General features: G+C 53.8%; 14 protein-coding genes and 1 pseudogene. 12 read left to right on the forward strand and 3 right to left on the reverse strand.

Translation table 11 applies throughout. The features are described 5' to 3' along the window. The first annotated feature begins 13 nt into the window (after positions 1-13). The 9 genes from AC6RNO_RS06400 to AC6RNO_RS06440 all read left to right on the forward strand — a co-directional run bounded on the left by AC6RNO_RS06400 (position 14) and on the right by AC6RNO_RS06440 (position 7,545). The gene (locus AC6RNO_RS06400; RefSeq protein ID WP_497104979.1) at positions 14-973 is read left to right on the forward strand and encodes a sugar-binding domain-containing protein; all 960 of its coding nucleotides are present in this window, start codon (positions 14-16) and stop codon (positions 971-973) included. A gap of 127 nt (positions 974-1,100) precedes the next feature. Next, positions 1,101-1,616 (forward strand): GNAT family N-acetyltransferase, encoded by a 516-nt coding sequence (locus tag AC6RNO_RS06405; RefSeq protein WP_497104980.1) that lies wholly within the window; start codon positions 1,101-1,103, stop codon positions 1,614-1,616. Between the two features lie 53 nt (positions 1,617-1,669). After that, positions 1,670-2,320, forward strand: a complete 651-nt coding sequence (locus AC6RNO_RS06410) for an HAD-IA family hydrolase (protein WP_497104981.1) — start codon at positions 1,670-1,672, stop codon at positions 2,318-2,320. A 15-nt stretch (positions 2,321-2,335) separates the two neighbouring features. After that, positions 2,336-2,767: a GNAT family N-acetyltransferase gene (locus AC6RNO_RS06415; RefSeq protein WP_497104982.1), complete on the forward strand. Its 432-nt coding sequence runs from the start codon at positions 2,336-2,338 to the stop codon at positions 2,765-2,767. An 846-nt stretch (positions 2,768-3,613) separates the two neighbouring features. Beyond that, positions 3,614-4,450, forward strand: a complete 837-nt coding sequence (locus tag AC6RNO_RS06420) for an electron transfer flavoprotein subunit beta/FixA family protein (protein WP_497104983.1) — start codon at positions 3,614-3,616, stop codon at positions 4,448-4,450. A 36-nt stretch (positions 4,451-4,486) separates the two neighbouring features. Then, complete coding sequence (locus AC6RNO_RS06425; RefSeq protein ID WP_497104984.1) at positions 4,487-5,644, forward strand: FAD-binding protein; 1,158 nt, start codon at positions 4,487-4,489, stop codon at positions 5,642-5,644. Further along, positions 5,641-6,951, forward strand: a complete 1,311-nt coding sequence (locus AC6RNO_RS06430) for an FAD-dependent oxidoreductase (protein WP_474681632.1) — start codon at positions 5,641-5,643, stop codon at positions 6,949-6,951. Before AC6RNO_RS06425 ends, AC6RNO_RS06430 begins: the two co-directional genes overlap by 4 nt. Then, positions 6,948-7,235 carry a 4Fe-4S dicluster domain-containing protein gene (locus AC6RNO_RS06435; protein WP_497104985.1) on the forward strand — a complete coding sequence of 96 codons (288 nt, stop codon included), beginning with the start codon at positions 6,948-6,950 and terminating at the stop codon, positions 7,233-7,235. The genes AC6RNO_RS06430 and AC6RNO_RS06435 overlap by 4 nt, the downstream gene beginning before the upstream one ends. A 103-nt stretch (positions 7,236-7,338) precedes the next feature. Next, entirely contained in the window at positions 7,339-7,545 is a 207-nt protein-coding gene (locus AC6RNO_RS06440) for a hypothetical protein (protein WP_497104986.1), read from the forward strand. 371 nt (positions 7,546-7,916) lie between these two features. On the opposite strand, the gene AC6RNO_RS06445 is transcribed toward AC6RNO_RS06440, so the two are convergent. Then, positions 7,917-8,111 (reverse strand): hypothetical protein, encoded by a 195-nt coding sequence (locus tag AC6RNO_RS06445; RefSeq protein WP_474681630.1) that lies wholly within the window; start codon positions 8,109-8,111, stop codon positions 7,917-7,919. 258 nt (positions 8,112-8,369) lie between these two features. On the opposite strand from AC6RNO_RS06445, the gene fosB reads away from it, so the two are divergent. Continuing rightward, entirely contained in the window at positions 8,370-8,795 is a 426-nt protein-coding gene (gene fosB / locus AC6RNO_RS06450) for a metallothiol transferase FosB (protein ID WP_474681629.1), read from the forward strand. A gap of 75 nt (positions 8,796-8,870) precedes the next feature. Here the strand turns inward: fosB and AC6RNO_RS06455 are convergent, their stop codons facing one another. Further along, a complete protein-coding gene (locus AC6RNO_RS06455) occupies positions 8,871-9,674 on the reverse strand; it encodes a LuxR C-terminal-related transcriptional regulator (RefSeq protein ID WP_497104987.1) in 804 nt (267 codons plus the stop codon). Between the two features lie 5 nt (positions 9,675-9,679). On the opposite strand from AC6RNO_RS06455, the pseudogene AC6RNO_RS06460 reads away from it, so the two are divergent. Further along, positions 9,680-10,084, forward strand: a pseudogene (locus AC6RNO_RS06460) (thiamine pyrophosphate-dependent enzyme); the annotation flags it as partial. 35 nt (positions 10,085-10,119) lie between these two features. After that, entirely contained in the window at positions 10,120-10,461 is a 342-nt protein-coding gene (locus AC6RNO_RS06465) for a hypothetical protein (RefSeq protein WP_497104988.1), read from the forward strand. On the opposite strand, the gene AC6RNO_RS06470 is transcribed toward AC6RNO_RS06465, so the two are convergent. Next, positions 10,412-12,247 carry a UbiD family decarboxylase gene (locus AC6RNO_RS06470; protein ID WP_497104989.1) on the reverse strand — a complete coding sequence of 612 codons (1,836 nt, stop codon included), beginning with the start codon at positions 12,245-12,247 and terminating at the stop codon, positions 10,412-10,414. The genes AC6RNO_RS06465 and AC6RNO_RS06470 overlap by 50 nt on opposite strands. Positions 12,248-12,982: the final 735 nt, after the last annotated feature.

A 12,982-nucleotide genomic window follows, 5' to 3' on the forward strand; every position in this document is an offset into this window, starting at 1 on the left:
GAACGGTTCGGACATGGCGGACGAAAAAATGCGGCTTTGGGTCAAAGTCAGCACCTTGTATTACATAGACGGTCTGAATCAGCAGGACATAGCGGAAAGACTGGGCATTTCCCGGCCGCAGATCAGCCGGATGTTGAGCGCTGCGAAGGCGGAAGGAATCGTACAGATTACGATTAAAAACCCTTTTTCCGAAGAACAGCAAGTTGAAAAAGAACTGATCGAAGCTTTCGGCATCCACGATGCGCTTGTCGTTCACGTTCCGGGCGCGGACCGGCAGTTATTGGAGCTTCAATTGGCCAGATCCGGCGCAGTGCTGCTGGAAAACGGGCTGAAGGACGGGGACGTCGTAGGTGTGATGGCAGGCAAAACCATAGCCGCTGTTGCCGCTGAAATGCATTACTCGACGCAAAAGCACCTGCAGTTCGTGCCGATCATCGGCGGATGGGGAGCCGCGGGCGCAGACTGGCATGCGAATTCCAATGCGAGAACTTTGGGCGAAAAGCTGAAATCCCGCTACTGGCAGCTCAACGCGCCCGCAATCGTTGCGTCCGGCCAGACGCGCGATGTGCTGCTTGGCGAGAGCGGGATTTCGCAGGTGCTGGAGCTTGCCGCCCGGGCGGACAGAGCGTTTGTCGGCATCGGGCAGGCGACCGCACAAGCGACGATCGTTCAATCGGGGCATATGGAGCGCAAAGAACTGGAGGAAGTCCGCGCTCTGGGGGCGGTCGCCAATATATGCACCTCCTTTATTAACGAGCGCGGGGAGGCGATCGCCTATCCGGGCGAATCGCGCATGATCGGATTGAGCGCCGCGCTGCTGCGGGGCATCCCGAACATCATCGCCGTGGCGCACGGCGCGGAGAAAGTCCAGGCGATCGCGGCAGCGCTGCGGGGCCGCTGGATCGACACCTTGATAACCGACATGACGACCGCGCAGCAGGTGCTGGACTGGCACCGGTCTCACCCGGTGTGAGAAGCGGCGAGGGGATTCGGCTTATGCTTGACAAGCAGAGAAAACAATTAGAACCGACTTTTAACTTGAGAAAATCGGGACATGCGGGGTAATCTTACTGTAAAATCAGTAGGAAACGAGGAGCAAAATGGTTCACATTAGAACAGAAACCGCGAACGACTACCGGCTGGTACGGGAGTTGAACTATGAGGCTTTTGGACATCGCGATGACGAGTCCGATTTGATCGAAAGAATCAGAAATTCGCCCGGGTTTATTCCGCAGCTGTCCATTGTAGCCGAAATCCGCGAGGAGATTGTCGGACATCTGTTATTAAGCTTGGCGGTGCTGGAGAACGGACAGGAACAAACGGAGGTTATCGTACTGGCGCCCATTGCGGTAAAACCCGGCTGCCAAAAGCAAGGTATCGGCGGAAAGCTGATCCTCGAAGGAAAGAAGCGGTGTCTGGATTTGGGCTATGGCCTCATTTTTTTGATCGGACACCCTACCTATTATCCGCGACACGGTTTTAACCCGGCGCGAAAATTCGGCTTCGAGTTGAAACAATTCGCTGTGCCTGACGATGTATTCATGGTTTGCGAGCTTCGGGAAGGGGCGCTTTCGGGATTGAAGGGAGAACTGCGCTATCCGGCCGCTTTTTTTTGAAAAGTGAGGGACCGGCCGGCTGAAGCAGGTTCCGGAGATTATGGAGGAGAGCGATGAAGATCAAGGGCACATGCAAAGGGATCATTTTCGATATGGACAACACCCTGCTCAAGTCCAGCATTGACTTTGCTGCGATGAAGCGGGAAATTGCCGGCTATTTGACGAGCCGGAACGTGCTTCCTGCGGACTTTCCCGTCGAGCGGCACACTTCATCGACGATCATCGAGCAGGCCGGAGAGCTTGGCATGACGGACGGCATGTACGAGGAAGTGATGCGGATTGCCTCACGTCATGAAACGGCCGGAATGGAGGGCGCCGGGCTTGAAGCGGGAGCCGCCGAGCTGCTTCTAGCGTTGCATGGCGGGTACGTCATGACGATCGTCACGAACAACTCCTTGGCGGCTGCGGTCAAAGCGCTGGAAACTACCGGCATTGCCCATTTGTTCGACCTCATTGTCGGCCGGGAACAGATGAAGGCCATGAAGCCGTCGCCTTCGGGTTTTATTTATGCCATGCGGCAATTTCCGCAGCTGTCGGCGGATGAATGGATAGCGGTCGGCGACTCATGGATTGACGCCAAAGCCGCCATGGATGCGAACGTTCCGTTTATCGGGTACAAGACCGACCGTCGGCAAATGGCAGACAAAGGAGTACGGCCGGCGGCAGAAATTACCGACATCCGGCAGGTGCTGGATTACGTCTAAAAGGAGAAATAACAAATGCTGATAAATATCAAATCAAGATTGCAAGATAGCGAAATTCAGGAGCTCCTCGGTTACAGCACATTTCCGGACCCGGATGCGTTGGAGCAAGCGATAGAGTCTTACAAAACCGATGCGGAGCTGCAACTGTACGGATACGAGTCGGAGGGGTATTTGGTGGGGCTGATCGGCTTCCGCATGAGCGAGGACAACGAGCTGACGATCGTCCACCTTGCCGTTAAACCGGACAGCAGAGGAGCGGGCTTCGGACGCGGACAAATTCTTGAAGTGATTGAGCTTATGAAACCGGACCGAATCATTGCCGAAACGGACGAAGAGGCGGTTGAATTTTACAGAAGCATTGGATTCGTAATTGCCAGCCTTGGCGAAAAGTATTCTGGTGTGGAGCGCTTCATTTGCACGTACGATACGGAGGAAAACGAGGATTGAACTCCCCGCGTTGAAGATGCCCGGCTGCCGCATTGGCAGGCTTAACCGCCTCCAATTGCCCGGCCGGGAATTTTTTGTTTTCGGGCAGGATTTTTCCGTTTTGGTCAGAACGAAATCGGGGATGGCGTCTTCTTACAAGGATGCCGCGACTTAGGAGTCTGTCCGATGAACTCAGTAGACCCGCCAGACTCCAAGACAAGCAAATTTGTTTTTCCAGATCAGGGCAGTCCTCAAAAAGCCTGCAAAAGTACATCTTTTTTTCCCCCAGTACGCTTGCTACGGGAAAAGCCTGCAAATCTGAAGGCTTTTCGCTAAATCGCAGGGTTCAACCCCTTCATGGCGAATAATTCCTGCACAATTGCAGGCTTTTCCCAAAAACGAACCGTTTTCATCGAAAAAGCCTGTACTTTCGCAGGTTTTCCGGCCAGGAGTCTGTCCGATGAACCGCGTTGAAGGTATACATGATGCTGCGTAAGCGGCAGCATGCAGTCATGAGCACAAAAGCATATCCGCCCGCCAGACTCCCAGACCGGAAAAACGTGTGTCATTACTGAAGTAAGCTTGCATATATTGATGAGGAATAGGATTATCGTCATGTATATGTGTAAGCGATATCACTCAATCGTATAAGTGACAAATTTCACAAATGCATCTTGGAGTCTGTCCGGTGAACTCAGTAGAAGGTACATATGCGAAATGACAGGTTGTAGTGCAGCATGGGCGGCATATATGCAGTCATGATTCACCCCGGTATGCGCAAAAGTAACTTTGCCCGCCAGACTCCATGGAGCGATTGCGACTGCGACTGCGTGGAAAAAGCTTCGTTACAGAACAGGAGGATGCAGGATGCTGCATATTGTTGTATGTATCAAGCAGGTGCCCGACAGCCGGGAAATCCGGATTGATCCCAAAAATAACACATTGATCCGCCAAGGGGTCCCGAGTATTGTCAATTTTTATGACATGCACGGTTTGGAAGAGGCGCTGCGCATCAAAGATCAGCATGGCGCCAAAGTAACGGTCGTTACGATGGGGCCGCCTCCGGCGGAAAAGGGACTAAAAGAGTGCATCTCGCTCGGCGCGGATGAAGCGGTTTTGGTTACAGACCGCGGCTTTGCCGGGGCGGACACGCTGGCTACGTCTTATGTGGTCGCGGCGGCGATCCGCAAAATCGAACAAACCTGGGGCAAGGCAGACATCGTTTTTTGTGGAAAGCAGACGCTCGACGGAGATACCGGCCAAGTCGGACCGGGGGTCGCCTGCAGGCTTGATTTGGAGCAGCTGACTTATGTGAACAAAGTGGTGCAGGTAAATGAGCAGCGGCGAAAAGTGACCGTCCACCGGCTGCTGGAGGACGGCGTGGAGGTCGTGGAGACAAGCATGCCGGTTCTGATAACGGCGCTCAAAGAGCTGAATAAGGTGCGCAGAGCTTCGATGCCGGGAATGATTCGCGCTGCCCGCTATAAGCCTGTTGTCTGGACGACGGCGGATTTTCCCGATTTGGAACGGGCCAAAATCGGTCTGAAGGGCTCGCCGACGATTGTCGCCAAAACGTGGGTGCCGGAAGCAAGGGCGGTGAACGCGCAGATGATCGCTTGGGACACGCCGGAAGCTGCGGCCGCCCAATTGGCCGACCGGTTGTGGGAAGCGGATTTGCCGGGCCGTCTGGGCTGGACGTCTTGAGCGCGCACGAATAACGATGAGAAGGAGAGTGAACTCATGGCGAAAGAGCAAGCGGACGGTCAAAGGGAAAGGGACGAAACGATGCCGGACTGGTCGGCCTATCGCGGGGTGCTGATCGTGGTGGAGCAGCGGGACGGCGAAGCGAAAAAGGTGTCCTGGCAGCTGCTCGGCGAAGGCCGCAAGCTGGCTGCCAAGCTGGACGTGCCGCTCATGGCGCTCGTCATCGGCGAGCAGGTGGCGCACCTCGCCGAGGAAGCCGTGCATTACGGCGCGGACCGGGTTTATTTATGCGAAGCCCCCGAGCTTCGCGCGTACAGAACCCGGCCTTACAGCCGGGTATGCCTGAAGCTGATCGAGGAAGCGAAGCCCGAGATCGTGCTGTTCGGCGCGACGGCGACGGGCCGCGACCTGGCGGGCGCGATTGCGACGCACCTGCCGACGGGGCTGACGGCGGACACGACGGAGCTCGACGTCGAGCCGCCGCCGTCAAGGCTGCTGCTGGCGAGCCGCCCGGCTTTTTCCGAGAAGATGATGGCCACCATCCTCTGCAAGCAGTACCGGCCGCAAATGGCTACGGCGCGGGCCGGCGTGTTTCAGGCGCTGCCGAAGGACGCGCAGCGCCAGGGCGAGATCGTGCGCATCGAGTGTGCGATGCGCGAGGAAGAGATTGCCGCGCAGGTGCTCGACTTCCTGCGCGACAGCGGGGGCGTTAATCTCGAGGAAGCCGAGATTATCGTCAGCGGCGGCCGCGGGCTGGGCGGGCCCGAGGCTTTTGCGCTGCTCCGCGAGCTGGCGGATGCGCTCGGCGGCGTCGTCGGAGCATCCCGCGCGGCGGTCGATGCGGGATGGATCAAGCACGAGCATCAGGTCGGCCAGACCGGCGCGACCGTGCGGCCGAAGCTTTATTTTGCCGTCGGGATCTCCGGCGCTGTGCAGCATACGGTCGGCATGGGAAATTCGGAAATCGTCGTGGCGATCAACAAAGACGACAAGGCGCCCATTTTCCAGTTCGCGCATTATGGCATTGTCGGCGATTTGTTCAAAATCGTGCCCGCCATAACGGAAGAGGTCCGCAAGCGGCGAACGTTGTTCGGAGCGCCCCTGGCGGATCGGACGGCGGCCCCGGCCGCATCCAAGCCGTCATCCGGGACGCCTTCCGGGAGTTTTGAGCGTGAAAGGAGCGAATCGCGATGAACGAAAAGTTTGACGCTATCGTCGTCGGCGGAGGGCCGGCCGGTGCGGCGGCGGCGCTGACGATGGCGCGGGCGGGGCTGTCCGTCGTGCTGCTGGAGCGGGGAGAATTTCCCGGAGCCAAAAATATTTTTGGCGGCGTGCTGTACCGCAAGCAGATCGAAGAGCTCGTCCCCGAATTTTGGAAAGAAAAAAATTTCCCGATGGAACGCTACATTGTGGAGCAGCGCATCTGGATGATGGGCAAGGAATCGATGGTCACTTTCGGGCACCGGAACGAGGCGTATAAGGAGCCTTTCAACTGTTTTACGGGGCTGCGCGTCAAGTTCGATCAATGGTTTGCGGAAAAAGCGGTCGCAGCGGGGGCTCTGCCGATCTACGAGACCGTAGCTCTCGATGTCATCCGGGAAGGCGACAAGGTGGTCGGCGTGCGCACGGACCGCGAGGACGGCGATTTGTACGCCGATGTCGTCGTCATCGCCGATGGCGTCAATTCGCTGCTGGGCAAAGCGATGGGCATCCACCGGGAATGGCAGCCTGACGAAGTGTCGCTGGCGGTTAAGGAAGTGATCGCCCTGCCCAAAGAGAAAATCGAGGACCGTTTCGGCCTCGAAGGTGATGAAGGCGTGACGATTGAGTTCATGGGAGAAACTTCGCTCGGGATGGCGGGCATGGGCTTTTTGTACACGAACAAGGAAACGATTTCGCTTGGCGTCGGGGTGATGGTGAACCACCTGCGGGACAAAAAAGTGAAGCCGTACGCGATTCTCGATGCCGTCAAGCAGCACCCGATGATCCGCAAGCTGATCCAGGGCGGGGAGACGAAAGAGTACTCGGGCCATTTGATCCCGGAGGGCGGCTTCCATTCGATTCCACCGCTTTCGGGCAGCGGCTGGTGCGTCTGCGGGGACGCCGCGCAGTTGATCAATTTCGTGCACCGCGAAGGCACGAATCTGGCGATGACGTCCGGGCGTCTGGCCGGCGAGGCCATTATCGAAGCCCGGGCGCGCGGCAATTTCTCGGCCGCTTCGCTTCAGGCGTACGACCGAAAAATCCGCGAATCGTTCATTCACAAAGATTTGAAAAAGTACAGGGGCATGCACCACTTCCTCAAGGAACAGGACCCCGAGCTCCTGTTCGACAAGCTGCCGAGAGCTTTGAACGAGGCCGCTTACAATATGTTTCTCATTGACGGCGTCTCCAAGGCGGATAAGCAGAAAATGGCCGCCGGCCTGATCAAAGGCGCAGCCGGAGGGACGCTGAATTTAATGAAGCTCGGACTTAAGGGATGGAGGGCGATGAACGGATGAGCGGAAGCGACGTTGCGGAGAAGCTTTTTACGATTCGTTACAAATGCGATACCCAGTCCCATTTGATCATCAAGGAAAAACAGACCTGCATCAACTGCACGACCAAAGATTGCAACTATTTTTGCCCGTCCGACGTGTATGAATGGGATAAAAAACAAAAGGTGACGACTGTCGCCTTCGAAAACTGCATCGAATGCGGCACGTGCCGGATTGCCTGCCCCTCGAACAATATCGAATGGGTGTATCCGAAGGGCGGGTACGGGATCACTTACAAATTCGGCTGAACGGCCCGCGAACCGGAGGTGCAAAAAACGCTGAGCGGTCACGAGCCGGAAAGTGCGCCCCGCGCCCCGCGAAAAAACGGCAGAGCAGCCCACGAGCCGGGAGATGCGCCTAGCAATCCACGAGGCTGCGAAAAAAAGGCTGAGGCGCAGCCTTCGGGCAACAACACGCAATTTGCGCAAGGCAAAAGGCGTGTTGTTGTTTGTTTTTGCGGGTTTTGGCATTGGCACGATTCTCTACCGCCCGCCAAAACCTGCAAAAGTGGGAGAAATTCTCTGTGAAACAGCCAGCAATTGTCAGGCTGTTGAGTAAGTCGCGACTCTCTGTGAACGCTAGGGGAAAGAGTGTGACTGATTTGGGGAACAGCCGCTTTATCTGGGCACCCGCCTCTCCCGGTGTAGGTCGTGGGACTGCACGACTGGGCAAAAATCAGCTTGCTAAGGAAAAAAACTGCGAAAGTGCAGTTTTTTTCTCTTAAATTGGCTTGTTTTGGCGAAAAGCCTGCAAAAGCGCAGGAATTTTCGCCGAAAGTGAGTATGAGTCTATGTGTTTGGTGAAAAGCCTGCACTTTTGCAGGAATTGTTCGTGGCTAGCGGATCGCGGGCACAAATTCATGTATTTTTGCAGGTTTTCTTCGTACAGCTTGGCAGATTGTGGCTACCGATTCTGACGCGGGGGGCTTTTCAAGCGTGGTAGCTTCCTGACGGTTCGTTCAGCACCCAATCGAGCAGATCGATCATGTCCGCCAATCGGTCGGTCTGCGTTTGAAGAGACTCCGCTTCAGCGGGCGACGCCGCTTGCTCCAGGCGCGACTGCAGTGATTGCCGCTGCAGCAGCAGCTCGTTTTTTTTGCGTTTCAGTTGGTTTTCGGTTCTCATGTGCGCACCTCGCATCGTTGAATGTATCTTTCCTATCATACTTGCTTTTGCAGTGATCCGCTATCCCGATTATGGTATCGTAGAAGTTAGCCGCTAGGAGTCTGGCGGGCGGAGTTACTTTTGTGCTACCAGGTAAATAATGACTGCATATATTGCCGCTTACGCTGCATAATTGCTGTCATTTTGCAGATACATACCTTCTACGTGGTTCTTCGGACAGACTCCTAGTCGGACTAGCGCTTAGAGAGGGGACCGATAATGAAACTACAGGGAATCAATCACTTGCTTTTTTCCGTATCCGATCTGGATTGCTCCATCCGTTTCTACGAACAGGTATTCGGGGCGAAGCTGCTGGTCAAAGGACGAAAGCTGGCTTATTTTGATTTGGACGGCCTTTGGCTGGCTTTGAACGTCGAGGAAGATATTCCCAGGAATGAAATCCACCAATCTTACACGCACATGGCTTTTACGATCAGCGAAGAAGATTACGAGGCCCATTGGGAACGCTTGACCCGGCTGGGCGTGAACGTGCTGTCCGGAAGAGCGAGAAGCGAGCGGGACCGTTTGTCGATATATTTTACCGACCCTGACGGGCATAAATTTGAGTTTCATACGGGAACTTTGCAGGACAGGCTCAGCTATTACCGCGACGAGAAAAGCCACATGATCTTTTATGAAGATTGAAAAGCTGCCTTTTCGCACCGCGTGCAGCTCCCAGCGCGCGGTGTTACGCTGCATGACGGCGGTCGGTCGACCACACTATTTCCGGTCTGCGGAGCCGTTTTGCCCGGACCACTTGGCGATGAATTGCGTCCTGTTGCGGACGTTCCATTTGCGGTAAATCGCGCTGAGATGCTTCTTCACCGTAATGACACTTACGAACAAACGTTTGGAGATGTCGGCGTTTGCTAACCCGAGCAGCAGCAGTTGGGCGATTTCCGCTTCTTTGCGGGTAAGCTCCTCGTCCTGCGCATCGTACATCGCTGTGCGGGTCACTGGCGGCTCATCGGACGGCGGGACGAGATTATGGACGAAATCGCGCAGCTTTTTTCCGGTGAGATCCAGTTCGTAGTATGGCGCGGGCGTGACGCCGTCGTAAAGAGTATGCTGAACGGGGGCGGCGGTAAAACCGAGGCTGGCCGGTCCGTCCTGATAATAAGCGAGTGGCGGAGGGCTGCTGACCGTAATGCCCCCGATCCGCATATAGCCGAGCCGCATCCGAAACGTATCGTGCCGCAGTTTTTCATCCTCGGCATTCTCGATGTCCACCGTGCGGATGAACCAGCCTCCCGATTTGCATTGCCTCGCCCAATCCTCCTCCGAAAGAGAGGCAAAATACGCGGAAGAGTAACGGTTTTGCAATAAATAGGCTCTGGTGTCCGGTCGTATCGGGATTGTAGCGCTCAAACCGACGATCCGGCCGCTTTCATTCAGCAGCAGCATGTCGGCTCCGTGGCGGAGCAGCGCTTCGGCTTCATTTTCGTCGATGAGCGTATATAAGTTTTCTTGTTTACTGATCTGGTAACGGTAAACATGCCGGTAATCGTTCGCGCCGCATACCACCGTTTGGTCGCGCGCCTCTGTGCGTCCAGGAGCTGGCTATATGCGCTATCCACCGGCTGCCGGTCAAAATCGTCGTCATCAACAATCGGACGCTCGGCATGATCCGACAGTGGCAGGAAGTGATCTACAGCTGCAGATTCAGCCATATCGATCTGTCCGGCAGCCCGGATTTTGTGAAGCTGGCCGAAGCTTACGGCGTGAAGGGGCTGAGAGCGGCCACGAAGGCGGAGGCAAATGCCGCCTGGAAAGAAGCTTTGCAGCACCCGGGGCCTGTGCTGATCGATTTTTGGGTGGACAAAGACGAACTGGTCATGCCGATGATCGAGGCCGGCAAAACGCTGTCGGATATGATTTTGGAGGCGGATCGAAAAGCTCCGGCCGCGGCGGCGGCATCCGGCGTTACTGGTTAGCGGCGTTCGGTTAAACGCGATACGGGCTTACAAAGATGGAAACACCGGCTCTCGCCGAAAAGAAATTGTTCCACCACAGTGGTACACAATCCGAAATTCGGGGGATTATGGGAGAATATGCTCGGTTGATGGATGGCATGGTGATCGGTAAAGTTGGACGTGATGCCTTTATCAATTTCATCAAGTACGAAAGCTGGGTAAGCGCGCGTTTCTCTGTACATGCTATTTTTACCGGCGCCAATACAAATTTCATTGTCGCCACCACGAACTATGCTGCAAAAGTAAACAGCACCACAATCCCTAAGGTTGTGATGCTGCTTTTACTCTTTACTTTTGATCGCCGCCTAAACTGGCGCCTTTGGCAAATAATCGCATGATGTTTTTTTCAACCGTTGGATCCGGTATTAATGGCGGTGCTTGGTGCGGTTTAATTCGGGCATCAATCACAACATTATCGCAAGCCCAATGCTTATTCTCATAATAACTATTCACGCCATAAATATCATGTGAAGGATTGCTGCGCGTAAAGGTAGCCCAAAGAAAATTGTCAATTGCGGCGCTCATAAACTGGCTGTCATCGCAGACGATGATCATTGGACAAGCAGGGAGCGGGCCCTTTGCTCCAATAGCCTCGCATAAATCTTTCATTTCAACCTGCGACTCGCCGTAACTTTTAAATTCAGAAAGCTGAATCGTGACAATTCCCGGCATCACCAAACGCGCATGTTGGACCCCCGGTATTTCGTTGAAAATGCCAGGAACCTCTAAGCATAAATCCCTTTTTTTATCTCCGACTGCTGCGAACACAACCTTACTGCCGCTATTTAAGCCCGGACCTGAGTAATCTAGTGTGTCTATGGTCGTATTGGTATAAAAATGAAGATCCCGATGTAGGTCAATTCGAGCCAAAATATAGGTTAAGAAATGCTCCACATCATGTGAATTGAGTGGCTGGCTCTCTTCTGCTGTGATGAATAAATACTTGGCTAAGCTAACTTGTCCCGTCCCTAAAATTCGGTTAGCTATCGTGAGCAGCTCAGCAGGTTGTTTGACTTGTTGATAGGGCGTGTAACGTTCGCTGCCAATCGCAAAAAGTAAGGGGTGTACGCCCGCAGCATCTACGGCATGAACTTCTTTGACACCTGGAATTTCTTGCTTGATCGCGTCACCTGTCAGTTCGTGAATTAATGCGCCGAATGCCGTATCCTCTTGAGGCGGCCTGCCAACGACAGTAAATGGAAAGATTGCATTCTTCTTGGCATATACTTTGTGCACTCTCACGAGGGGAAAAGGATGCGTAAGGCTGTAATAGCCCAAATGATCGCCGAAAGGGCCCTCCGGCTTGGTTTCGCCAGGATATATTTCTCCTGTGATAACAAAATCAGCATCATGACTAATACAATAGCCATCGATATAGCTGTAGCGGAAGCGGCGCCCTGAGAGCAAGCCTGCAAAGGTAATCTCACTCATGCCTTCGGGCAAGGGCATAACCGCTGACAACGTATGCGCCGGCGGCCCGCCAATAAAACAGCTTACTTTTAAAGGGGCTCCTAGCTTGGTTGCCTTTGCCTGGTGGACTCCGATGCCGCGATGAATCTGATAATGCATGCCGATCTCTTTATTTAATTCATACTCGTTCCCTGTTAATTGAATCCGATACATCCCCAGATTGGAATTCATAATTCCGGGTTTCTCTGGATCTTCCGAATACACTTGAGGCAGGGTGACGAATGCACCGCCGTCCTCTGGCCAGTGCTTGATGAGAGGGAGGTCGGCAATGCTGATTTCCTCAAAATCAGCCGGCAGGCCACCGGATATTTTGATTGGCAGGGCTTTCCATGCAGCGAGTCCCGTACCGATATGTTTAAGGGGGCTTTTCATTGCTTTCATGGGATCGCTTCGCAAAGAGATTACGTTTTGCACGCCTTCCCAAGTATCTCGAAATATATATTTGCTGCGCTCCACTGTACCAAAAATGTTGGATACCGCCCTAAACTTCGAACCTTTTACATTCTCGAATAATAAGGCCGGACCACCCGCTTCATGTACTTTCATATGTATGGCAGCCATTTCAAGCTCAGGATCAACTTCTTCATGAATGCGAATCAAATGTCCGTTCTTTTCTAAATCAACTAAGCATGCTTCTAAATTTTGATAGATCATTATTTTGCTCCAATCGGATAGCTATTCCCCAAAAGGCCTATGTAATAATGTCATTCTACAACAAATATCGCCAAATACAAAAACACGTCACATCGACGTGTTGTATTATGCATTCCTTTAATGAGCCTGCATCCCGTATCCCCCATCATCTTGAACGTAAAAATTCCACAAAATCCTCTGGGACTCTATTGAAAATGTCATCCCTTAACAGCCCCACCCGTCAGACCTCGAACCAAGGTTTTTGATCCAAACAAATACAGAATGATGAGTAATAAGGTCCCCAAAAAAGACACCAAACGCGTTATTTAGTGCAGCTATCAGAAGAGGGACATGTCAGGTTGTTGAAAAACTCGCACGTCGGGGCCGGCCGCACAATCTGCTTGCCTGCACGAAGAAAACCTGCAAAAATACATGAATTTGCGTCCTTGATCGCCTGGCCACGAACAATTCCTGCAAAAGTGCAGGCTTTTCACCGAACACATACCCTCATACTCACTTTCAACGAAAATTCCTGCACTTTTTGCAGGTTTTTCGCCAAAACAGGCCAATTTCAGAGGGAAAACCTGCACTTTCGCAGGTTTTTTCCCTATAAGGCTGCCTTGCGCCCCCACTTCAGCTACGCAATCTGTACAGGAGAGGTATGGACTGGGGAAGAGTGGCAGAGCAGGTTTTCTCTCTGCCAAGCGACGATGCCTTCCTGCTTCAGCTACGCAATCTGTACAGGAGAGGCGTGGG

This window comes from Paenibacillus sp. sgz302190, assembly GCF_059820445.1.

Coding starts and splice junctions, on each gene's coding strand:
- AC6RNO_RS06400 (WP_497104979.1), top strand. CDS start 14: ATGGCGGACGAAAAAATGCGGCTTTGGGTCAAAGTCAGCACCTTGTAT.
- AC6RNO_RS06405 (WP_497104980.1), top strand. CDS start 1,101: ATGGTTCACATTAGAACAGAAACCGCGAACGACTACCGGCTGGTACGG.
- AC6RNO_RS06410 (WP_497104981.1), top strand. CDS start 1,670: ATGAAGATCAAGGGCACATGCAAAGGGATCATTTTCGATATGGACAAC.
- AC6RNO_RS06415 (WP_497104982.1), top strand. CDS start 2,336: ATGCTGATAAATATCAAATCAAGATTGCAAGATAGCGAAATTCAGGAG.
- AC6RNO_RS06420 (WP_497104983.1), top strand. CDS start 3,614: ATGCTGCATATTGTTGTATGTATCAAGCAGGTGCCCGACAGCCGGGAA.
- AC6RNO_RS06425 (WP_497104984.1), top strand. CDS start 4,487: ATGGCGAAAGAGCAAGCGGACGGTCAAAGGGAAAGGGACGAAACGATG.
- AC6RNO_RS06430 (WP_474681632.1), top strand. CDS start 5,641: ATGAACGAAAAGTTTGACGCTATCGTCGTCGGCGGAGGGCCGGCCGGT.
- AC6RNO_RS06435 (WP_497104985.1), top strand. CDS start 6,948: ATGAGCGGAAGCGACGTTGCGGAGAAGCTTTTTACGATTCGTTACAAA.
- AC6RNO_RS06440 (WP_497104986.1), top strand. CDS start 7,339: ATGCGCCTAGCAATCCACGAGGCTGCGAAAAAAAGGCTGAGGCGCAGC.
- AC6RNO_RS06445 (WP_474681630.1), bottom strand. CDS start 8,111: ATGAGAACCGAAAACCAACTGAAACGCAAAAAAAACGAGCTGCTGCTG.
- fosB (WP_474681629.1), top strand. CDS start 8,370: ATGAAACTACAGGGAATCAATCACTTGCTTTTTTCCGTATCCGATCTG.
- AC6RNO_RS06465 (WP_497104988.1), top strand. CDS start 10,120: ATGGAAACACCGGCTCTCGCCGAAAAGAAATTGTTCCACCACAGTGGT.
- AC6RNO_RS06470 (WP_497104989.1), bottom strand. CDS start 12,247: ATGATCTATCAAAATTTAGAAGCATGCTTAGTTGATTTAGAAAAGAAC.